This window comes from Limosilactobacillus reuteri, assembly GCF_002254085.1.
Taxonomy (GTDB): Bacteria; Bacillota; Bacilli; order Lactobacillales; family Lactobacillaceae; genus Limosilactobacillus; species Limosilactobacillus reuteri_K.
In genome coordinates this window covers 45,906-68,073 of record NZ_NGPY01000001.1, presented here as the reverse complement: position 1 = coordinate 68,073, position 22,168 = coordinate 45,906, and the positions used below count along the sequence as shown (strand labels likewise).

At 39.0% G+C, this 22,168-nt stretch carries 22 protein-coding genes; 3 read left to right on the top strand and 19 right to left on the bottom strand.

Annotation, left to right across the window (positions count from 1 at the left end):
- Positions 1–18: 18 nt before the first annotated feature.
- Complete coding sequence (locus CBG10_RS00320) at positions 19–162, bottom strand: hypothetical protein (RefSeq protein ID WP_225361551.1); 144 nt, start codon at positions 160–162, stop codon at positions 19–21.
- A 126-nt stretch (positions 163–288) separates the two neighbouring features.
- Here CBG10_RS00320 and CBG10_RS00315 point away from each other — a divergent pair, with 126 nt between their 5' ends.
- Positions 289–612: a hypothetical protein gene (locus CBG10_RS00315; protein ID WP_035152613.1), complete on the top strand. Its 324-nt coding sequence runs from the start codon at positions 289–291 to the stop codon at positions 610–612.
- Between the two features lie 68 nt (positions 613–680).
- Here the strand turns inward: CBG10_RS00315 and CBG10_RS00310 are convergent, their stop codons facing one another.
- The 5 genes from CBG10_RS00310 to parE form a co-directional block, all read right to left on the bottom strand.
- Positions 681–1,070 carry an iron-sulfur cluster biosynthesis family protein gene (locus CBG10_RS00310; RefSeq protein ID WP_094560553.1) on the bottom strand — a complete coding sequence of 130 codons (390 nt, stop codon included), beginning with the start codon at positions 1,068–1,070 and terminating at the stop codon, positions 681–683.
- Between the two features lie 129 nt (positions 1,071–1,199).
- Positions 1,200–2,135 carry a manganese-dependent inorganic pyrophosphatase gene (locus tag CBG10_RS00305; RefSeq protein WP_003666081.1) on the bottom strand — a complete coding sequence of 312 codons (936 nt, stop codon included), beginning with the start codon at positions 2,133–2,135 and terminating at the stop codon, positions 1,200–1,202.
- 121 nt (positions 2,136–2,256) lie between these two features.
- Positions 2,257–2,712, bottom strand: a complete 456-nt coding sequence (locus tag CBG10_RS00300; RefSeq protein WP_003666079.1) for an NUDIX hydrolase — start codon at positions 2,710–2,712, stop codon at positions 2,257–2,259.
- 16 nt (positions 2,713–2,728) lie between these two features.
- Entirely contained in the window at positions 2,729–5,194 is a 2,466-nt protein-coding gene (gene parC / locus CBG10_RS00295) for a DNA topoisomerase IV subunit A (RefSeq protein ID WP_094511289.1), read from the bottom strand.
- Positions 5,195–5,212: 18 nt separating this feature from the next.
- The gene (gene parE / locus CBG10_RS00290; RefSeq protein WP_405076826.1) at positions 5,213–7,237 is read right to left on the bottom strand and encodes a DNA topoisomerase IV subunit B; all 2,025 of its coding nucleotides are present in this window, start codon (positions 7,235–7,237) and stop codon (positions 5,213–5,215) included.
- 210 nt (positions 7,238–7,447) lie between these two features.
- Here parE and plsY point away from each other — a divergent pair, with 210 nt between their 5' ends.
- On the top strand, positions 7,448–8,077 hold the full coding sequence (gene plsY / locus CBG10_RS00285) for a glycerol-3-phosphate 1-O-acyltransferase PlsY (protein WP_019251605.1): 630 nt from the start codon (positions 7,448–7,450) through the stop codon (positions 8,075–8,077).
- Positions 8,078–8,118: 41 nt separating this feature from the next.
- On the opposite strand, the gene CBG10_RS00280 is transcribed toward plsY, so the two are convergent.
- The 9 genes from CBG10_RS00280 to CBG10_RS00240 all read right to left on the bottom strand — a co-directional run bounded on the left by CBG10_RS00280 (position 8,119) and on the right by CBG10_RS00240 (position 16,742).
- Entirely contained in the window at positions 8,119–8,997 is an 879-nt protein-coding gene (locus CBG10_RS00280) for an aldose 1-epimerase family protein (protein WP_458251631.1), read from the bottom strand.
- A gap of 134 nt (positions 8,998–9,131) precedes the next feature.
- Positions 9,132–11,252 (bottom strand): type I DNA topoisomerase, encoded by a 2,121-nt coding sequence (gene topA, locus CBG10_RS00275; protein ID WP_094511285.1) that lies wholly within the window; start codon positions 11,250–11,252, stop codon positions 9,132–9,134.
- A 121-nt stretch (positions 11,253–11,373) separates the two neighbouring features.
- Positions 11,374–12,249: a DNA-processing protein DprA gene (gene dprA, locus CBG10_RS00270; RefSeq protein WP_094511284.1), complete on the bottom strand. Its 876-nt coding sequence runs from the start codon at positions 12,247–12,249 to the stop codon at positions 11,374–11,376.
- 50 nt (positions 12,250–12,299) lie between these two features.
- Complete coding sequence (locus tag CBG10_RS00265; RefSeq protein ID WP_094511283.1) at positions 12,300–13,070, bottom strand: ribonuclease HII; 771 nt, start codon at positions 13,068–13,070, stop codon at positions 12,300–12,302.
- On the bottom strand, positions 13,063–13,935 hold the full coding sequence (gene ylqF / locus CBG10_RS00260) for a ribosome biogenesis GTPase YlqF (RefSeq protein ID WP_066035314.1): 873 nt from the start codon (positions 13,933–13,935) through the stop codon (positions 13,063–13,065). Before ylqF ends, CBG10_RS00265 begins: the two co-directional genes overlap by 8 nt.
- A 20-nt stretch (positions 13,936–13,955) precedes the next feature.
- Positions 13,956–14,177, bottom strand: a complete 222-nt coding sequence (locus tag CBG10_RS00255; protein WP_094511282.1) for a YozE family protein — start codon at positions 14,175–14,177, stop codon at positions 13,956–13,958.
- Between the two features lie 17 nt (positions 14,178–14,194).
- A complete protein-coding gene (locus CBG10_RS00250) occupies positions 14,195–14,797 on the bottom strand; it encodes a YpmS family protein (RefSeq protein WP_094511280.1) in 603 nt (200 codons plus the stop codon).
- 2 nt (positions 14,798–14,799) lie between these two features.
- Positions 14,800–15,726 (bottom strand): SGNH/GDSL hydrolase family protein, encoded by a 927-nt coding sequence (locus CBG10_RS00245; protein ID WP_094511279.1) that lies wholly within the window; start codon positions 15,724–15,726, stop codon positions 14,800–14,802.
- Positions 15,727–15,899: 173 nt separating this feature from the next.
- Positions 15,900–16,742, bottom strand: coding sequence for a DegV family protein (locus CBG10_RS00240; RefSeq protein WP_094509690.1), 843 nt, complete (start codon positions 16,740–16,742; stop codon positions 15,900–15,902).
- A 178-nt stretch (positions 16,743–16,920) separates the two neighbouring features.
- Between CBG10_RS00240 and trhA the strand changes: the two genes are divergently transcribed.
- Positions 16,921–17,565: a PAQR family membrane homeostasis protein TrhA gene (gene trhA / locus CBG10_RS00235; RefSeq protein ID WP_094504655.1), complete on the top strand. Its 645-nt coding sequence runs from the start codon at positions 16,921–16,923 to the stop codon at positions 17,563–17,565.
- On the opposite strand, the gene CBG10_RS00230 is transcribed toward trhA, so the two are convergent.
- The 4 genes from CBG10_RS00230 to CBG10_RS00215 are packed head-to-tail and all read right to left on the bottom strand — an operon-like array spanning position 17,554 to position 22,162.
- On the bottom strand, positions 17,554–18,042 hold the full coding sequence (locus CBG10_RS00230; protein ID WP_094511278.1) for a dihydrofolate reductase: 489 nt from the start codon (positions 18,040–18,042) through the stop codon (positions 17,554–17,556). The two genes, trhA and CBG10_RS00230, sit on opposite strands and share 12 nt — an antisense overlap.
- Positions 18,043–18,057: 15 nt before the next feature.
- Positions 18,058–19,020, bottom strand: coding sequence for a thymidylate synthase (locus CBG10_RS00225; protein ID WP_094511276.1), 963 nt, complete (start codon positions 19,018–19,020; stop codon positions 18,058–18,060).
- An 18-nt stretch (positions 19,021–19,038) separates the two neighbouring features.
- Positions 19,039–20,949: an ABC-F family ATP-binding cassette domain-containing protein gene (locus CBG10_RS00220; protein WP_094511275.1), complete on the bottom strand. Its 1,911-nt coding sequence runs from the start codon at positions 20,947–20,949 to the stop codon at positions 19,039–19,041.
- Position 20,950: 1 nt separating this feature from the next.
- Entirely contained in the window at positions 20,951–22,162 is a 1,212-nt protein-coding gene (locus tag CBG10_RS00215) for a CCA tRNA nucleotidyltransferase (RefSeq protein ID WP_086878957.1), read from the bottom strand.
- Positions 22,163–22,168: the final 6 nt, after the last annotated feature.

Here is a 22,168-nt window from a genome sequence, read left to right as displayed (position 1 = left end):
TTCCCTCTAAAAAATTTCCTAACTAATTTTTTTAACCATTCGAACTAACCCAATCATCATACTTAATAAAATTCCGATTGATGCTAGTAAGGTATATCGACGTAATTGTTGATTTTCTTCAGTTAATAATTTTATTTCTCGTCGCATAGCTTTTTTCTTCACTGTAAGCACCGCCTTCATTAATTCTAACAAGACCATCATATCATATTATTTGCGATTGCTTCTTAATATTTTATCTTTATCCCGTTAATGACTATAATGAAAATTATAAGGAAGTGTGTAGAGGGTATGATTTTAAACGATATTATTAGTATTTTATTATTTTGCGTGTTTGCTTATCTTTTTAATTTTAACTTTCACCGCGATAACTATGCCTATGCCATTGTGATGTTTATCGGCATGATGGTATTTTATGGCGACTTTTACCACCATCTCCCAATTAGCTGGAAATTATATATTTTGCTTATTGCTACTTTTTTATGGGCTTTATTTACAATTTTCATGGGGAGGCAAGCATTAATTAAACCAGCGCAACGTAAACATTTTTCTTATGCAACAATTATTGGAATTTTTGCAATTATTATTACTTTTATCTTCAGGCTTATTCTTTAAAAGCAATAAGGGAGCACGATCATGAAGTCGTATCTGGCTTCTATCACGCTCCCTTATTATATTTATTGTTAGCAATCATGTGCTCGATCAATTTGAGAATTTAAGTCTGTATTACTAAGATCCAGAACTTCAAGATTATCCGTTAAAACGCGTTTAGGACTGACAAGTGGCATTGTAAAGTATCGCGGATTAAACCTTACTTCCATTTCATCATCAAATTGAACTGCTGTATGGTCTTTAATAAAAACATCCCCTAAATTAGAGGTAATTTTTCCATTATAGTCTGGGGTATCTAAATCTTCTTTAACAAGGATTAGTCGATAATCACCATCTAAACTGCAGCTCCCAACAGCAGAAAATGGGCCAACCCCATCATCAAAGTCTAGGAGCATCTTCTTAGATGATAATTCATAACGTTGTAAACGCTGAATAGCTTGGTCAGTAAATGTGATATTCATTAATATCAACCCCATTTCTTAAAATCAGTACTTATATTTTAACTAATTAAGAATAAGCTTTGAAATTTAAAGCTCAAAAAAACTGAGAAAATTTTGCGATTTTTCTCAGTTTTTAATTTAATTTATTTATTAACCTTCGAATGCATCAGTCAAAGGTGGAACAACTTGTTTCTTCCGTGATACAACACCTGGTAAATTCATCCGCTTGTTTTCGTTAAGCTTCTTACCAAAGGCTGCTTCAACCTTTTCAGCAGGATCACCAATAACTAATAATTCGGAGTCACTGTTTAAGATATTAGTAGCGATTAATAAGAATAAATCATAATCGTTATCGTCCATCATACTTTGCATTTGACTTTCAAGATCAGCTTGACGACCAAAAACATCATCTAAATCGACAGTGTTAACTTGACCAATACGAACTTTCTTGCCGCCAAGTTCAAAGGTCTTAGCATCACCATCAACGATATCAGCATCAGACTTAGCACCAAGGTTAGTACCAGCCTTAAGCATTTCAATGCCGTACTTTTCGTAGTCTTCAACACCAGCGATCTTTGCTAAGTACTTAACAGCTTCACGATCGTGGTCAGTTGTAGTTGGTGACTTCAAAAGCAAGGTATCAGAAATGATAGCAGAAAGCATCATCCCAGCCAAGTTAGCAGGAATATTAATGTGCTTTTCTTGGAATAATTCTGTAATGATTGTACTTACACAACCGTAAGGACGAACCGTTGCCCAGAGTGGTTGAGCTGTTTCAAAGCCGGCAATCCGGTGGTGGTCAACTAAGTGCGTTACAGTGACCTTATCAATATCACTAACACTTTGTTGTGGTTCGTTGTGGTCTACAAGCATTACCTTATCTACTTCGTTTGCAGCAGTTTCAATTACGCGTGGTGCTTCCATACCGAAAGTCTTCAATGCAAACTTAGTCTCATCATTTGGTTCACCTAAAGCAACTGCTTCAGTTTCGTATCCCAATTGGTTTTGGAAGTATGAAAATGCCATTGCAGCGGTAATCGCATCTGTATCAGGCTTTTGGTGTCCAAATACTAATTCTTTGCTCATATAAATTCCTCCTGTTTGTTCACTACTTTAATCTTAGTTATTTCTAGTAGGTGAAACAATCTACATTTTCTATTCTATCATGGAAGTTAATAGATTAAAGAACAATTATTAAATATCTTTCCTAATTATGGGTAAAATCTTTTAAGATCTGCCACATTTGTTCATGCTGGCTGTTAAAAAAGCGTGGCGGTTCTTCATCTAACGGAAAATATTCAGTGGTCGTCGTTTCTGTAATTTTTGGCTGATAATGTTTAGCGCTAGTTTCTTCAACTAAGTAAAAAGCATTAACTGGTTGAACGCGGTCACCATTAGGATAAGTATAAAAATCTTGATCAAGGATTGCTAGTCGTTTGATAGGCACAATTTCAATTCCCGCATCTTCTTTAAATTCGCGCTTTACAGTTTGCTCAAAAGATTCGCCAAATTCCATATAGCCACCTGGGAAGCCCCAATCACCAGTATCTGCGCGTTCTTGAAGCAAAACAGCTCCTTGCTGGTCTAAAAGCGCTCCAGAAGCACTAGTCATGATTAGGGGACGATGCCCCACCAGATCACGAATTTCTTTAATATATGCCAAATTTTTCGCCTTCTTCTTAGCTTTGACTAACAGGTTCTTCGGATAAAACATTCATTTGTTTCATTCGAAGCTTTACTGGTTCTCCTTGCGTATCAGTATCAATTACAAAAGCCCCGTTTGATTTAATTGAGCTTCGATGATGGTTAGTTGCCATTATATCTTGGAATGCTGGTCGGTTAGTAATAACCTCAAAAGCTCCCTGATAATCGGGGTCATAAGCAAGGAAGTCCGCAATTTCATGAGGATGTGATTTTAACCGCCGAAGGACAAGTTCTCCTCGCCGTGCTCGTGCCCCAATTTCAATTTCATCAACTGGCATTGCCTTAAATGCTCCTCGCTGGGTAATTACCGCAATATTTTGACCATCTTTAACCAAGATTTGGTCTGCCACTTGGTCATCATCTTTCAGGTTAATGGCACGTACACCAGCTGTCCGAATCCCTGTTACAGGAACATCTGCGACATCATACCGCACTGCATATCCTTGGCGACTAATCGTCAATAGTGAACAATTTTCATTGCTTGGTTCATAGTAATCAACATTTACAACTTGCGCATTATCCCTGAGCTTAATTGCAACACTTGCATGACTCTTGTAACGAGAACCTGGCTTATAGTCATTAAAGGCCGTTTGCTTTACTTGACCATCGCTGGTTCCCATGATAATTGTTCCCGGTTGATCCAGTTTATCAAAAATCATTGCCTTAATGATCTCTTCATTATCTGCTAAGCCGATTGTTTGTGAGATATGCTCGCCAGTATCCTTCCACCGCGCATCCGCAATTTCATGAATTGGGCGGTAAATAATATGCCCAAGGTTGGTAAACATAAATAAATGCGATAAGGTATTCGTTTGTTGAATCAATAATGGGTAATCGTCTTCCCGAAGACCGTTTTCTTCTGCTTCCGAAGCCTTGAAAGAACGAATACTGCTTCGTTTGATATAGCCCGCATGTGAAACCAAGACCACAACATCTTCGTTAGCAACCGTAACTTTAGTATCAATCTCAAGTTTTTCAACATGATTTTCAATCTTAGTCCGTCGCGGATTGCCAAATTCCTTCTTAATGGCCCTAATTTCCTTAGTAAGGACTTTTGCTAGCTCATTTTCGTTAGTTAAGATTAACTGATATTCATTAATCCGCGAGTTTAGTTGCTCTTGTTCTTTTTCTAGCTCAGTTACATCCGTATTTGTTAAGCGATAAAGTTGCAAGGTAACAATTGCTTCGGCCTGCTCAGGTGTGAAGTTGTATTCTTTTACTAAGTTTTCCTTTGCGTCCTTACGATTCTTACTTGCGCGGATCGTTTTAATGACCTTATCTAAAATTGAGAGTGCTTTGATTAACCCTTCGACAATATGCAAACGTTGCTGAGCCTTCGTTAGGTTATATTGTGTCCGTCGACGAATAATCTCTTTTTGGAATTCGAGATAGGAAGTCAAAATTCGCTTCAAGCCAACACGCATTGGTCGCTGGTCATCAATCGCAACCATATTGAAGTTATAGTTAATCTGTAAATCAGTATTCTTTAATAAGTAATTAAGGATCCCGTTCGCATTAGCTCCCCGCTTTAGTTCGATTGCAATTCGTAAGCCACTACGATCAGTTTCATCGCGGGCTTCCGCAATTCCCTCAACTTTTTTGGCAAGGCGCAGATCGTTAATCCGCTTAACTAGTTGCGCCTTATTTACTTCATAAGGAATCTCCGTCACATTAATTTGTTGACGACCACCCCGCAAGGTTTCAATCTCCGTTTTTGCTCGCACTACCACTCGACCGCGACCAGTCTGGTATGCCTTACGAATGCCATCAATCCCCTGAATGATTCCACCAGTTGGGAAATCAGGTCCAGGAATAAATTCCATTAGCTTATCCAAAGAAGCAGTTGGATGCTTGATAAGATAAATCAGTGCATCCAGAACTTCACTTAAATTATGCGTTGGAATTTCAGTAGCATATCCAGCAGAAATTCCAGTTGCTCCATTAACGAGTAAGTTCGGAATACGTGCTGGTAAAACTGTCGGCTCCCTTTCAGTATCATCAAAGTTTAAGGCCATCTCAACTGTATCTTTGTCGATATCTTGAAGCATTAGACCTGCTATTTTACTAAGCCGCGCTTCAGTATAACGCATGGCAGCTGGTGGATCACCATCCATTGATCCATTATTACCATGCATTTCAATCAGGGGTTCACGTAATTTCCAATCCTGACTTAACCGGACTAATGCTTCATAAATTGAACTATCCCCGTGGGGGTGGAAGTTACCCATTACATTCCCGACTGATTTAGCAGACTTACGAAATCCTTTATCATAAGTATTTCCATCCTTATTCATGGCAAATAAAATCCGGCGCTGAACCGGTTTTAATCCGTCGCGAATGTCAGGTAAAGCCCGTTCTTGAATAATTGATTTTGAATAACGCCCAAAACGATCACCCATGATCTGTTCGAGCGTCATATGTTCAATTTTTCCGTTTCTCACAAAACTTGATTCCCTTCTCTATTTATTCCATGTATTAATTGTAGGCTCTTTAGTTTGAGGTAATTGTCCTTTATTCTCAAATAATTTATCGGATTCTTGATCATCGGCTAACGTGAATTGGACATTTTCTTCAATCCATTCTCGCCGTGGTTCCACCTTATTACCCATCAAGGTAGTTACGCGACGCTCAGCTAATTCAGCATCCTCAATACGAACTTGGATTAGTGTCCGAGTTTCTGGATTCATCGTCGTTTCCCACAACTGATCAGCATTCATTTCACCAAGCCCTTTGAACCGTTGTAATTGTGCTCCCTTGCCTATCTTTTTAGTCAATTTTGTTAATTCTTCATTAGTCCACGCATACGTGATATTAGTCTTAGCTCCTCGTCCCCGTTGCAAACGATAAAGTGGTGGAAGAGCAATATAGATCTTTCCCGCTTCGATCATTGGCCGCATATACTTGTAGAAGAAGGTAAGAAGAAGAATCTGAATATGAGCACCATCATCATCGGCATCTGTCATAATAATAATCTTATCGTAGTTTGAATCTTCAACATTAAATTCAGAACCAGCACCAGCACCAACAGTATAGATAATTGTATTCAATTCTTCGTTTTTTAATACATCATCTAACTTCGCCTTTTCTGTATTTAGCACTTTTCCTCGTAATGGTAAAATTGCTTGGAATTTACGGTCACGCCCCTGCTTAGCTGAACCACCGGCCGAATCCCCTTCGACTAGGAATAATTCATTTTTCTTAGCATTTTTTGACTGAGCAGGAGTCAATTTTCCAGAAAGATTGCGTTCTTTTTTGCCCTTTCGTTTACCACCACGGGCTTGGTTACGGGCTTTGCGGGCAGCTTCTCGGGCTTCACGCGCTTTTAATGCCTTACGAATTAACATCTGGGCAAAGTCGCCATTTTCCATTAGGGCATAGTTAAGCTGCTCACTGACAATCGCATCAACAATTTTCCGTGCTTCAGGAGTTCCCAGTTTATCCTTTGTCTGACCCTCAAATTGAAGTAGACGTTCTGGAATCCGGACAGAAATCACGGCTGTTAACCCTTCTCGAACATCACTACCTTCCAGATTTTTATCATTAGCCTTTAACAGACCAACCTTTTTTGCGTATTCATTGAAAGTCTTCGTCCAGGCACTCCGGAATCCTGCTTCATGAGTACCACCATCTGGAGTTCGAACATTGTTGACAAATGATAGCAAGCTCTCAGAATAACCATCATTATATTGAGCCGCCACTTCAACTTCGACCCCGTCTTGTTTTCCATCAAAGTAAAGCGTCTTTCCTAAAACATCCTTACCCTCGTTAAGATAAGAAACGAATTCTTGAATTCCATCGGCAAACTGGAATACATCTTGTTTTTCTTGACCAGCTCGTTTATCGGTAAGGGTAATCTTAATCCCTTTCAATAAAAAGGCCGACTCACGAAGCCGATTAGCTAAGGTATTGTAGTCATAAACAGTAGTTGAAAAAATCTTCGGGTCCGGCTTAAATGAGACGGTCGTTCCGTTCTCCGCTTTGGTTTTTCCTAATTTTTTCAATGTTCCAACTGGTTGACCGCCATCCTTAAAAATTTCTTGGTAACGGACGTGATCACGGACAATTGTCAGGGTCAAATGTGATGATAAGGCATTTACAACGGAAGCTCCAACACCATGAAGTCCCCCTGAAGTCTTATAACCATCTGACTGACCAAATTTTCCTCCAGCATGAAGAACCGTCATAATAACTTCAGGTGTCGGTTTGCCAGAAGCATGCATTCCCACCGGCATCCCCCGACCATGATCTTGAACTGTAATCGCATTGTCTGCTTCAATGGTGACGTTAATCTCATCACCATAACCGGATAACGCTTCATCAACGGCATTATCCACTATTTCATATACCAGGTGATGCAATCCGCGAGAATCAGTCGATCCAATATACATCCCTGGTCTTTTTCGTACCGCCTCAAGCCCTTTTAATACTTGTATGGATGAGGCATCATATTTTACTTTTTCTTTGGCCACAAAATGACCTCCCATTGCCAATATTATACCTAAACGTATGTTCGAAAAGTTATTTTACCATTTACATTTGTTAATTGTAAAGCTAAACTAGCCACAATTTCAATTCATAATTAAAATGATACTGAAAACTTTGGAGAATGGCAAATTGTGCCTTCCTAGTGGTTAAAATTAAATATTCATGCTATGCTTAAAAGCTGTATAAGCTATTATTAAGGAGCTATTTATATGTTTTTTGAAATTATTGGGATGATTATTATTGCTTACCTATTAGGTTCAATCCCAACTGGTCTCTGGATCGGTAAGTATATTTATCATAAGGATATTCGCAAGTTAGGTAGCGGTAATATCGGAACAACGAATACCTTTCGGACATTGGGGTTTAAGGCAGGCGTTGTTGTTTTATTTATCGATATTCTAAAGGGAACACTCGCTGCCAGTCAGCCATACTTTTTAGGGATATCTGGAACCGTTAACCCACTATTAATCGGACTCTTTGCTAGTCTTGGTCACACTGTATCAATATTCGATAATTTTCATGGTGGAAAAGCTGTGGCAACTAGCGCGGGGATTCTATTAGCTTATAACCCCCTCCTCTTTGTCGTTGCCTGTTTGATTTTTATCTTTGTCTTGTGCTTGACAAGTATGGTTAGTGCCGCCAGTATGGTAGGGATTAGTGCAATTTTCATTATTGCCCTCTTCATTCATGCTTGGATTTTAGCAATCGTGGCAGGAATATTAACAGGAGTGGTCTTTTACCGTCACCGATCAAACATTCACCGAATTTTATCGGGAAAAGAATCGATGGTAAGTTTTGGCCTTGGCTATTATTTACGAGAAAAGAAGCTAAATAAATAGGAGACTGGAAATGGAAAGTTTCACAGTCTCCTATTTTTTCGTTAAAATGGCTTAATACTAAAGTGATAATTATCTGTTTCATTTGGTGCAAGACGGTGCATCCCTTGCTTATGAAGGAGCAGCCCATCAGCATTGGCATTATCAGCTATTCCCCACCATGGTTCCACACATACAAATGGAGCTGTACTTGGATATTGTGACCAAACACCCACGTATTCCGTATTAAAGGTATCAACTATGACCCCATGATTAGTAACAGTATCTGTTAATTTGGCTGTAAAATGGCCGCCATCTGTTTTGAAAATAATAGCATCCTTATTAAAAAGATCATGATTAAGTGATAACGAATCCTTCATATCAATCAATTGCGGATGAGCTGAATCGTTATAGGCGCCATCTAAAACAATCCGTGAATATTCTGTTGCCGGTTTAATGCTTAATTCTGTTTGTTCAAAACTCCCGACACCAGTTAATGGCATATTAAAACCAGGATGTGCTCCAATAGCATAGATTAAGGTTTCATCTCCGCTCGGGTTTTTTACCGCATAACTGATTTCAACCTTATCAACAACTAATTCGAATTTTACCTGAAGACTAAATGAAAAAGGAAATGCCTTCTTAGTTTCACTATCATCATGCTGTTCCATCACAACCATCGATGGTGTTTGCTCAATAACTTGAAATTTTCGATCACGTGCAAAACCATGTTGCGTTTGATGATAAGTTTGATTGCCATATTGATATTGATCATCTTTTAAGCGGCCAACGAACGGAAAGAGGATTGGTGCTTGGCGATTCCATGAAGCAGGGTCCCCCTGCCATAAGTATTCGATTTCGTTATCCTCCCGTTTAATACTATGTAATTGAGCACCTAATTCATCAATTTGCACAGTTAATTGTTGGTTTTGTAAAGTAATCATTGTTATCGATCCCTTCAATTGATAATCGTTTAACATTAAGTATATAAAAAAGGTTCCAAACGCACAATAGCAGATTTTGGAACCCTTTTCAATAAATATTTAAGTAAAATTCAGTAAAAACAAGCGTGATATTTTTACTTCTGAACTTCTTCTTGGTAGTCTCCATTTGGACAGACAACCTGTTTACCACCCTTAACTTTCTTTTCAACGAGGAAGTGGCCATCCTTAGGACAATTACGTCCAATTGGTTTATCCCATGAAACAAAGTCACAATCCGGATAACGGGAACAACCATAGAAAGTTCGGTTCTTCTTTGACTTTCGTTCAACAACCGTCCCTTGCCCACACTTTGGACATGTAATTCCGGTATCTTTTACAATCGCTTTGGTATTCCGACAATTTGGGAAGCGAGAACATGCATAGAACTTACCATAACGACCCATTTTAATAACCATGGGGGCTCCACAAATTTCACAATCTGTGCCAGCAAGCTCATCTTTCATCTCAATCTTATCAACCTCTTCTTCAGCTGCATCAACTTCTTTTGAGAATGGTTGATAGAATTTATCAACAACATTAATCCAGTTCTGCTTGCCCTCTTCAATCTCATCAAGTTTGCCTTCAATATCGGCAGTAAATTGGACATTGACAATATCAGGGAATTGCTTTTCGATAATTCGGTTAACAATTTCACCCAGTTCAGTTGGCTCAAAGTGGCGTGATACAAGACGAACATAATAACGTCGCTGGATCGTATCAAGGGTTGGCGCATAGGTTGATGGCCGACCGACGCCATTTTCTTCCAAGGTTTTAATAAGAGCTGCTTCTGTATAACGAGCAGGTGGCTGGGTAAAGTGCTGGGCTGGATCGTCCTTTATCATTTTTGCCTTGTCACCTTCAGTTAATTCTGGCAACAAGTTATCTTTTTCAGTTCCCCGCTTATATACTTTCGTAAACCCAGGGAACTTAACTTTTGATCCATTTGCACGAAAATCGACCCCATTTTGCTGTAGGTTAACGCTCATCGTATCAATTACTTCCGCAGTCATTTGACTAGCCACAAACCGCGACCAAATCAAATTATAAAGTTTATACTGGTCGGAGGTTAAATATTGCTTCATTTTAGCTGGTGTCCGATAGACTGAAGTTGGCCGAATAGCTTCGTGAGCATCTTGTGCCCCTTCAGGTAATTTACCCTTAACCGGTTTTATTGCCGCATATTCCGCACCATAGTTTTCATGAATATAGTTAGATGCTTCATGCTTAGCAATTGACGCCACTCGAGTCGAGTCCGTCCGCATATAGGTAATTAACCCAACCGGTGCTCCTTCTTTAATGTCGATCCCTTCATATAACATTTGTGCTGCCATCATTGTCTTTCGTGTTCGGAAGTTCAAACGACGGTTAGCATCCTGTTGCATGGTCGAGGTCGTATATGGTGGCTGTGGTTGCCGCCGACGTTCTTTTTTAGTCACCTTAGTAACATCGAAATCTTTCTTTTTATCGATTTTAGAAAGGATTGCCTGAACGTCATCATTATTCTTCAAGGAAACCTTCTTACCATTTTCGCCGTAAAAACTAGCCTTGAATTCTTCTTTACCCTTCTTGAAATCAGCATCAATTGTCCAGTATTCCTCTGGTTTAAAGTTTTTAATTTCATTTTCACGTTGAATAATCAGATAAAGGGCAACTGATTGAACACGACCAGCACTTAAGCCTTTTTTAACTTTCTTCCATAAAATTGGGCTAATTGAATATCCAACTAATCGATCCAATACCCGTCGTGCCTGTTGGGCATCTACGAGATCCATATTAATCTCTCGGGGTTCCTTAAAAGCTTCTTTAACAGCATCCTTAGTAATTTCGTTAAAGGTAACCCGGTTCTTTTGATCATCGTCAAGCTTTAAAATATTTGAAACGTGCCAGGCAATTGCTTCCCCTTCACGGTCCGGGTCAGATGCAAGATATACGGCTTTCGCATTTTTAGCGTCCTTCCGTAGTTCCTTAATTACATCACCCTTCCCCCGAATTGAAATGTAATCAGGGGTGTAGTCATTTTCAATATCTACCCCCATCCGGCTTTTTGGTAAGTCCCGAATATGGCCTAAACTAGCCACAACCTTATAGGACCGGCCCAAAAATTTACCGATTGTTTTTGCCTTTGATGGTGACTCCACGATCACCAGATTTTTTTTAGTTTTTGAACGGCGACGAGTTGTCTTTTTCGCCGTTGATTTGGTTGTTTTGGTTGCCATTCTGGTAGGCTCCTAACATTTTTAATATTTCATTCAATAATATTATTAATCCATTTGACTACCATCTGTCAAATATAATCTCTAACTGAACAAAATATTTTAATTAACTTCTCACCAGAAATCAAGCCCTTGAATCATATAGCCGAAACTCATCTAGTAGATCTTGGGCGCTGAGAATTAGTTTCGCGCCAGCTGCGATTAAACTGTTACATCCTACTGATAAGGGAGCATCAATCCTTCCAGGAATAGCACATACAGACCGATTTTCATCTAAGCCGATATTAGCTGTGATAAGACTGCCACTCCTTTTCTTTGCCTCGACAACCAAAACCACTTCGCTTAAACCTGCAATAATTCGGTTTCTTTCTGGGAAGTGATAAGCCACAGGTGGTTCACCCCGCCCATATTCAGAAATTACTAATCCTTGTCTGGCCACCTCATCTTGAAGGGTTTGGTGATTTCGGGGGTAAGCTTGATCTAAACCCGTCCCAATCACTCCGATAGTAAGGCCACCATGTTTTAGTGCCAGTTCATGGCTAAAACCATCTACTCCTTGAGCTAATCCGCTGATTACTACTATCTGCCGCTTAATTACTGGTGGCAGCAATCCTCGTAAAGCGCTCTGTCCATAATTAGTTATCTGCCTAGTGCCAACAACACCAATTGAAGGCTGATGGAGCAAGCTCAGATTACCACGATAAAACAATACCAAGGGCGGACAGTACGTTTCTTTTAGGGTCATCGGGTATAACGGATCCGCAATCGTAATAAATCGTTCCTGACTGTTTAAGGCCACTGCTTGATCAAGCTCTGGACTGGCCCAATTATTTTTTAATGACGATGCACTTCGTAAGCTAACATTTGCATGGACAATCAAATAGTCAATATTATTAAAGCAGCGTGCCTGTTGAGCACACTCCCATAGACGATACTTTGAAACTAAGCCAATTCCGCGACACAAACTTAACCGTAATAGAAAATCGTTTACTTGTAACATAAAAAAGCCTCCTTATATTTATATACGAAAGCTTTTTGAAAATGCATTTTTTAATTTAAATATTTTGGAACAGGATTAAAAGAACGCCGATGAATAGGAGTTGCCCCCATTTTTTCTAAGCCGGCTAAATGTTCTTTAGTTCCATAACCCATATTTTGTGCAAAACCATACCCTGGATAAACATAATCATAGTCCCGCATTAGGTGATCACGGTATTCTTTTGCGACAATACTAGCTGCAGCAACGCTAATACTCTTTTGATCCCCCTTGATCAAAGTTGTCTGGGGAATATCAATTGCTAACGGGACAGCATCAACAATCAAATGATCTGGCCGATGATGAAGGTGATTAACTGCCCGAATCATTGCATCCTGGGTGGCAGCATAAATATTCATTTGATCAATCACTGGCGCATCATTCACTGCGATGCTAACTTCAACCGCCTCTTCAACAATCCGTAAATATAAATTTTCCCGTTCATGCCTAGTTAATTGTTTAGAATCAGTTACCCCTATCAGGTCAAAATCTGCATTTAAAATTACTGCACAAGTAACCACTGGCCCAGCCAATGGTCCTCTTCCTACTTCATCCATCCCTGCAACATACTGACATCCATTTTCCCAATAGTACTTTTCATATTTGAACCGGTTATTGAACGCCTCTTCAGCTTCCTTCTGCCGTGCAAGCCGGCGCTCAAATTGCTGAATTGCCATTTGAACACCCTTGCGCGAATCATCACAAATAGTTTGCAAGTAAGGATCAGTCGCATCTGTAATAGTTTGTAAACGGGCCTTAATTTGACTAATGGTTTCCTTATTCATTTAGTCCATCCTCATTTAGGTCAGCAGGTACTTCTAAAGTGATTGGTCCTAATTTTCCTTTTCGCAAGTCAAAAATCAACCGTTCACTAGCCCGGTCATAATCATCACGAAAGCCCATTTTAGCAGTAATCGTTAATAGTAAATCCGGATTGGTAACCGATTCGTCCAGATCTGCATCAGTTAAGTGGTAACGTTGCTTTAACACTTCTGGCTGGTGTTGCCGCAAGTAATCAAGGGCAAACAATGCTACATCATCCTTTGCGTATAAGCTATCTTTAATTGCTCCTGTTAAAGCCAGCATTATCCCTTGCTTAGGAGTAGCAAATTTATGCCAAAGGACACCAGGAGTATCGAGTAATTCCAATTCTGCTGATGACCGTAACCATTGCTGTCCAGTAGTGACCCCTGGACGGTTTCCAGTAGCCGCGACGTTCTTTTTTACCAGGTGATTTAAAAGGGTTGATTTTCCTACATTAGGAACACCAACACACATTGCCCGAATTGGTCTCTTTTTCATTCCCTTGGCTTTTTCTTCTGCCAATTTATCTTTTAATATCTCTTTACTTTTAGCCGTTACAACTTTTGCCACGTTATTTTGGCGTGAATCGAGGGCAAGAACTGGTTGATTATGTTGCTCAAAGTATTTAATCCATTCATTTAATCGTTTCTGGTCTGCTAGGTCCGTTTTTGTCATAATTAAAAGTTTGGGTTTTTCTCCTGCAGCTAGTGCCACTTCTGGATTTTGTGACGAATAGGGGACACGAGCATCTACTAGCTCAAATAAAACATCTACTAGTGGCATTTGTTCACGAATTTGGCGTAATGCTTTTGCCATGTGTCCTGGGAACCATTGAATTGTTGCCATTTGACTTTCTCCCTTCTTTTCTAATTCATTGCATCAATATACCGTTGCCAAGCCTCATCAAAAATTGTCATTGATGGCAAATAGTCAGCATTTTCTTCTAAATAATGCGAAACTTCATCAAAATCCTCTGAATGCTTAGGAAAAGTAGTATCCAAAAATGCGTTGTTTGCAAACTGTTGAACTTCATCTGCACTATTCGGATTTCGTTGAGTCATTAAAAACTGATAAAAACTCATTCTCATTTTGATTTCCTCCAATATTAGTCATTACTTGTTGGGACTGTGATTAAAAACTTAAACCGTCCTTCTTGCATGTTAATTTCCTGAGCCGAGTACTTAAGAGAAGGGTGCTTGCTATAACGGTTAAGATCTAATAAAACTGTCTTCTTTTGTGGGTTAATTCTTACCCATTTAGGAATATTATAATTCTTTGCAATGTAACCCATCACAAATTTGATCGGGATATTTAACCGTCCAACTGAAAGTCCCTTAGCGCGTAATAAGACATTTCCGTTACTTAATCGTTCAGGAATAAAGTTAATGGCAAATCGCACCTTAGCCCCTAGAAACTTAGTATTTCCTGTCAAGGTAGCATACTGATCGCCAACAATAAAATCATAACGGATCTTTTGCCCTTTTAAAAACTGATTCAGGTAATTAGCAGCTAAAGCATTCACCTGTTTTTTATTCAATTCAACCGTTACTGATGAATCGCTTGGCTTTACTGCTTTACTAGTTGTAGTAGCAGGAGTCGGTGCAGTCGCCTTGTTTAACACAACCCCACAGCTAATTACAATCAAGGCTACTAAGCAAAAAAAGGCCCATTTCCACCAATTAATCTTTTTTTCTTCAGAATTTTTCATTTTTACCTCCGTGTGAATTCCCAGCTATCATTTTTTTGCATTACCTTAAATAATTGGTCAGCAATTTTGACGTATCCCGTATGATTAGGATGGAAATTATCTTCTGTTGAAATATATTTATTAAGGTTCTTATCCTTATGATTCATAATTTCAATTACCCGCTTTTGACTGACCTGCCCTTGGTTAGCCTTCTCTTCTTCCTTGATCAGCTGTTGTTGTTGACTCTTAGTCTGATACTGACCGTATGACATCAACTTATTAATGTTCACAAAATACATTGACTTATAATTATTCATTGTATCTTGCGTAGTTTGGTTCCATTGATTAATTGACTTGTTAATAATTGTTACATCTGGGAAATAGGTATAGAAAGGATTATAAATACTCATCACAAAAATAGGAGCCTTAGGATTTTCCTTTCGAACTGCATCAAATAGCTTAATTAATTTTTGTTGATAAGTCTTTTCGCCACTTTCAACACTACTGGTAACTTGCCGTTCAGAGCCCATTACGTTTTTTTCCAAGATTTGCATCAGATCATTTCCACCAACAGTCATCGTAATCACATCCGCGCTCCGTATGTCACTACGTAATTGAGATTGCTGATTTAACCGGTCAAGAATCTGGTCGGATCGGTCCCCTGTTACCCCGTAATTGACTGTTGTCACCTTGGTTTGGTGGTAACGGTGTTCAATTTTTTCCTTAATTACCCCAACGTACCCACCATTATTAGTTTCATCCCCTTGACCGTGAGTAAGGGAATCACCTAGTGCAACAAGCTTTACATTTTTCTTTTCAACATATTTTGGTTTAACAACTTTTGAACTATTACTGGTTAAATTTATAAAGTGGTTAACAGTATACCATCCCCCACCAATAATCATAATAGCCAAAAGCGATAATAATAGCCATTTAGTCCACTTTTTCATCTATTCTATAGTCCTTTATTTTAAAATTTTAAGAAGATAGAGGCTGGGAGAAAACTTTTTGCTTTCTCTCAGCCTCAACCGCTTTTATGAACAATAGTGAGATAACGTGGAACTAGCTTCGCGTTGCCACAAGGCTGTTATTTTCCACTCTCTCCACCTATTTTTATCAAAGATTATTCTGTATAGTATAGCAAACAACAAGCACCCATTCCAGTGTGGGTTGCAATAATCGGCACTGTCTCTCGAACAGTAACCTCGATTTCTGGATAAAGTTCTTTTAGTTTTGCTAATAAACGTTCTACTTCTTTGCCAGCATCGACATGAGAAATTCCAATTCGCTTAACTTTTGGTCCCCGTGCCATCTCATCTAAAATCTTATCCCATTCTTTATGCATTGATTTAATGCCCCGGCCTTTTGATTCAATGTGAATCTGACCATCATACACATGGAGCATAACTTTAATGTTTAACAGGTTAGAAATAGCACCAGCAAATTTACTGATTCGTCCACCAGCAACTAAATTATCAAGGTTATCAATTGCCAAGTAAAGTTCAGATTTACTAAGTACTTCTTTCATCTTAGCAATTGCATCTTCAACACTGCCACCGTCTTCAATCACTTGGGCGGCTTCAAGTATTTCAAAGCCCATTACTTGGTCGGTTGACTGGGAATCGTAGACTGTAACTTTTGTCTTCGTCATTCCAGCCGCTTGTTCAGCCGCGTGGACGGTCCCACTAATTGATTCCATCATTGTAACGCATAATATTTCACTACCATCTTCGCCTAGCTTATCAAACGCATCGACAAACTTTCCAATTGGTGGTTGGGAAGTCTTTGGTAGTGACTTAGCATTCTTCATCATTTCAGGGAACTGTTCGTTTGTAATTGTTTCACGCTCAACGTATACCGTCCCATCGATCATTACGCTTAATGGTATAATTGTAATGTCATATTTTTTAATTTCTTCATCAGTTAATCCTGCTGATGAGTCACAAACAATTTTTATCTTTGCCATGAAACTTACCACTCTTCCTGAACAATTTGTGCTATAATTATCTAGTATTGAGAACTAGATAATTTATTTCAAGTACTATTATACTCAATTTTATCTAATTTTGTAGGATCAATTACTATTTATTTAGTATAACAAAAATATTTTAAAAATTCATTGGTCTTTAGAAAGGGGTTTTTTGATGGATACACAAAAAAAGACAAGAGATCGGCGTACTTTGTTAATAGAAATAGGTAATGCGGTTACTCATGGGATCGGGGCAGGACTATCGATCGCTGGCTTGATCTTGTTAATTATTAGAGCTGTTCATACTGGTAGTCCCATGCGAATTGTTACCTTTACTATTTACGGAAGTGCTTTAATTCTTTTTTACCTTTCGTCAACCTTATTTCATGCCTTGATCTTTACACGAGCCAAACGGGTTTTTCAAATTCTCGACCATTCAATGATCTTTGTGCTTATTGCTGCAACCTATACTCCCTATTGTTTAGTTAGTATCCGTGGCTGGTTAGGCTGGTCAATTTTCGGCGTGATTTGGGGCCTATCTGTTATTGGAATCGTGTATAAATGTATTTGGTTAAAACATAAAAGTAAATATTCAACCATTATTTACATTCTAATGGGCTGGCTATGTCTAGTCGCCTTCATGCCTCTCTGGCATGCACTTGGTCCAGTTGGCTTCGGCTTGCTCCTACTAGGAGGACTCTCCTTTACACTTGGTGCCCTCTTCTATAGCCGGCCAACGGCATATACCCATTTGATTTGGCATATCTTTGTCCTCATTGGAACGATATTAATGTATTTCTCAATTCTTTTATACGTTTAGTTCCCATTCTTCAAAACGACAAATTAGCTGGTCATCTTTTTCATAATTATTGTAATTTACTAAGTGCCAACGGTCATAATCGATCGTTGGCATTTTTGTATCCCCAACAATTTGCTTATTTATTACCGTGCGTGTTAACTTTGTCACCATTGGGAGTAATTGTTGATAGATGGTTGCCCCTCCAATTACAAAATATTCGTTTGGATTTGCTTTAAGATATTCTTTAAGGGCAGCTAAAGAATGAACGACTTTCACTCCTTCAGCATCTATGTTCTGACTGGTAAGCACAATATTTTCCCGTTTAGGCAACGGTTTATTGCCAAGCGAGGCAAAAGTTTTTCGCCCCATTATAATTGGGTGACCAGTAGTTTTTTTCTTAAAATGCTTCATATCAGCAGAAACATGCCACGGAATTGTATTATCTTTGCCAATCCAACCATTTAAATCTTCCGCCCAGATTAAATTCAGTTCACTCATTTTGAATCACTCCTTTTAAACTGCTACGGGAGCCTTGATTGCAGGCTCATGAGTATAGCCTTCTAACTTAATATCAGTCATTTCATATTGATCGATTGGTTTTGGTTCAGCAGGTAAAATCAATTTAGGAGCTTCATGAGGCGTTCTTGTCAGTTGTTCTTTAACTTGATCAAGATGGTTTAGATAAATGTGAGCATCCCCTAATGTATGAACAAAATCGCCAGGTTCTAGACCACATTGATGAGCAATCATATGCGTCAATAAGGCATAACTAGCGATATTGAATGGCACACCTAAAAAGATGTCGGCACTTCGTTGATAGAGCTGACAACTAAGCTTTCCATCATTAACATAAAATTGGAACATGGTGTGACATGGAGGGAGAGCCATAGAAGGAACATCTTCTGGATTCCAAGCCGAAACAATCATCCGTCGTGAATCCGGAGTAGTTTTAATCTGCTGGATAACATTAGCAATTTGATCAATTGTGTCGCCTTGACTCGTCTTCCATTTTCGCCACTGACTTCCATAAACAAGTCCTAAGTCGCCATATTTTTGGGCAAAATCATCATCTTCAAGAATTCGCTGACAGAAAGACTTCTTTTCTTGGAGATAGACCTGCTTAAACTCTGGATCTTTAAGCCAGCGGTGACCAAAGTTCATCATATCTGGCCCTTGATATTCAGCACTTTCCACCCACTTCTTAAATGCCCATTCATCCCAAATATGATTCTTGTGTTGAAGCAAGAAGCGAATGTTGGTATCACCGCGTAAAAACCATAGTAATTCACTCTTAATCAAGCCAAATGGGACTTTCTTGGTCGTTAAAATAGGAAAACCTTTGCTTAGGTCAAATCGCATCTGATATCCGAAAACAGATTTAGTACCTGTTCCTGTCCGATCACCCTTTTGATGTCCATTCGCCAAAACATAACGGATTAAGTCTAAGTATTGCTCTTCATTTACATTTGTTGCCATCCTTATTTTTCCTTTCCTTTACTCGTCAACGTATGTGCTTAAATACTCCCAACGAGCTGTCTTTTCATCAATTTTTTCTTGTATTTCATTTAGCTGCTTCTGTAACTTAGCAATTTTCGTATAATCGCTTGCTGCTTCGGCCATTTCATTTTCTAATTGCTGATGCTGTTGATCAAGGGCATCTAATTCTTCATCAATATGATCCCACTCGAGTTGTTCAGCATAAGTAAGTTTTGTTTTTTCTTTCTTAGCTGGTTTTTGCTCACTTACTTGCTTTTTAGCAAGGGCTTTTTGATCATTTTTAAGTTCTTTGTCCTTATCTGCTTCTTCCTTTTTAGCAGTTAAATAATCTGTAAACCGTCCCGTATAACGCTCGATATCTCCATTTCCATTGAAAATTAGTAAATTGTCCGCCACTTTATCTAAGAAATAGCGGTCATGAGAAACCGTAATTACTGTTCCCACAAAATTATCTAGATAATCTTCAAGAACTGTTAACGTACCAATATCAAGGTCATTGGTTGGTTCATCAAGCAATAGGACATTGGGCTGCTGCATTAAAATCTTTAAGAGGTATAATCGTCGCTTTTCACCCCCGGAAAGCTTTCTGATCAAAGTACCATGCATAAAACGAGGGAATAAGAAACGTTCTAATAACTGGGTAACGCTAAGCTTGTTGCCATCCTTATCAGTAACATTATCTGCAATTTCAGATAAGAAACTAATCATCCGCTTGTCATTATCAATTCCTTCTGTTTGCTGGGTATAATATCCTAACTTAACGGTTTCACCAATCTTAAGGACACCACTATCTAGGGGGACACGTTGGGCAATCACGTTTAATAAACTCGTCTTACCCGCCCCGTTTTCACCAGTAATTCCAATTCGATCGCCTGCCTGAACAAGCCAATTGAAGTCATGGAGGATTTGGTGATTATCAAATTTTAAGTTGGCATCCTTAAATTGAATAACATCTTTCCCTAGACGTTGTGATCCGAGATTGATAGCAATATCTTCATCGGTTTTAAGATTACCGATTTTTCCTTCTAATTCGTGAAACCGATTGATTCGCCCTTTTTGTTTTGTGGAACGGGCTTTTGCACCTGTCCGCATCCAGGCTAATTCTTTTTTATATAGCTGTTGATTCTTTTTCTCAGTATCTTTAGCTAACTCTACTCGTTCCGCCTTTTTTGCTACAAAGTCCTGATAATTTCCCTCGTAGTGATAAAGTTTACCAAAAGATAGCTCCCAGATATGATTTGCAATTTGATCAAGGAAGTACCGATCATGGGTAACAACGAGGACAGCACCCTTATAACTGCGAAGGAAATCCTGGAGCCAAACTACCGAATCAAGGTCTAAGTGGTTAGTCGGTTCATCGAGCAATAAGAGGTCTGGCTGTTGAATTAAGACTTGCGCTAACCCAACCCGTTTCTTTTGTCCTCCAGAAAGTTGAGCAATCTTTTGACTTACATCTTTTATCTTTAACTGGGTCAGAATCGTCTTCACCCGACTATCTGCTTCCCATGCATCTTCTTGGTCCATCCGTGCCTGCATTTTTGTGTAACAGTCAATTGCTTGTGGATCTTCTGGGTGCTTTGTAAAGCGTTCAAGAGCCAGCTCATATTGACGAATTGTTTCAAAGACTGGTTGTTTACCTTCAAAAACAGCTTCCATGATTGTTTTGTTTTCATCAAGTTCAGGCTGCTGTTTTAAATAACCGATCGTGTAATCATTAGGCTTAGTGATCTGTCCGCCGCCTTCTGGATTTACTTCCCCACTAATTACGTTAAGAAGACTGGTTTTTCCACTTCCATTAACACCAATCAGTCCAATTCGATCATTTTCATTGATAATAAACGAAATATCATCAAATAAGGTCTTCTCACCGTATGTGCTGGTTAGACCCTCTGCACGCATTGTTTGCATATTATCCCTCTTTCGTTATCTCTTCTACTTTTTCTAATAAGACTATTGCATCGTTAGCTATCTCACCATTTACCACTGCCAGCGTTAATTGCTGAAGAATCTTTCCCATCAATGGTCCCGGTTTCACCCCTGCTTTAGTAATTAATACTCGACCATCAATCGCTAGTTCTTTAGCGTTTTTAATTGGTAATTTTTGATAAGCTTTTTGTAATTCCTCATCATTAATTGCCCATCCATATAACTTAGCTACTTGATTAGCATCATGGAGGGCTGTTTCACCAGTATTAAACATTAGCGCTGGTGTAAGCGCACGTTGACGAATTGCTTGGACTGCTGGAACTATTTTTTTTACTTGCGCAATTAAGTCATTTGCTGTCTTCCACTTCTTTAAGAATTTACCAATTTCTTTTTGATCAAGCTGGAGTTGTAAGCTTAGAACTGACCACAATTGAGCCTCATTCTCCAAATGCCATTGGTTAAGGATTAATAAAGCCGACAAAGCAGCTTGCGCATTTTCCAATCCTGGACAATATTGGTACAAACCAGTCGCAATAAAATCTTTTAAGCCCGCTACTGGATTTTGGCCCAATAATAGTTTTTCTAGCTCAACCCGGATTCGTTCAACTGCAATTTTTTCTAATAATGGTGCATTTTCTTTAATCCCTTTCAACGTTGCAGTATCAATGACAAAATCAAGCTTACTTGCAAAACGCACAGCCCGCATCATCCGTAAAGCATCTTCATGAAAACGTTCATTAGGGTTACCGACTGCTTTAATAAGATGCTTTTGCAGGTCCTCTAGTCCGTCAAATAGGTCAATAACTTCCCCATCTTCACGTAAGGCGAGGGCGTTAATTGTGAAGTCTCGACGTTGGAGATCTTCACTTAATGAACGAACAAAAGTCACTTTATCAGGACGGCGATAGTCTTGGTAACCTGATTCGGTTCTAAAAGTAGTTGTTTCATATCCCGTTCCATGGTCAAGAATCATAACTGTACCATGTTCAATTCCGGTATCAACAGTATGGTTAAAAATCGCCTTTATTTCACTAGGGTAAGCACTCGTTGCTATATCTATATCATGAATCTCGTCATGTAAGATAGTGTCACGGACACAACCGCCAACAAAATATGCTTCGTAGCCAGCCTCCTCTATTTTTTGTAAAACAGGGCGTGCTGGTTCAAATATAGCTGGTAATTGTTTTATTTTCATTTAATC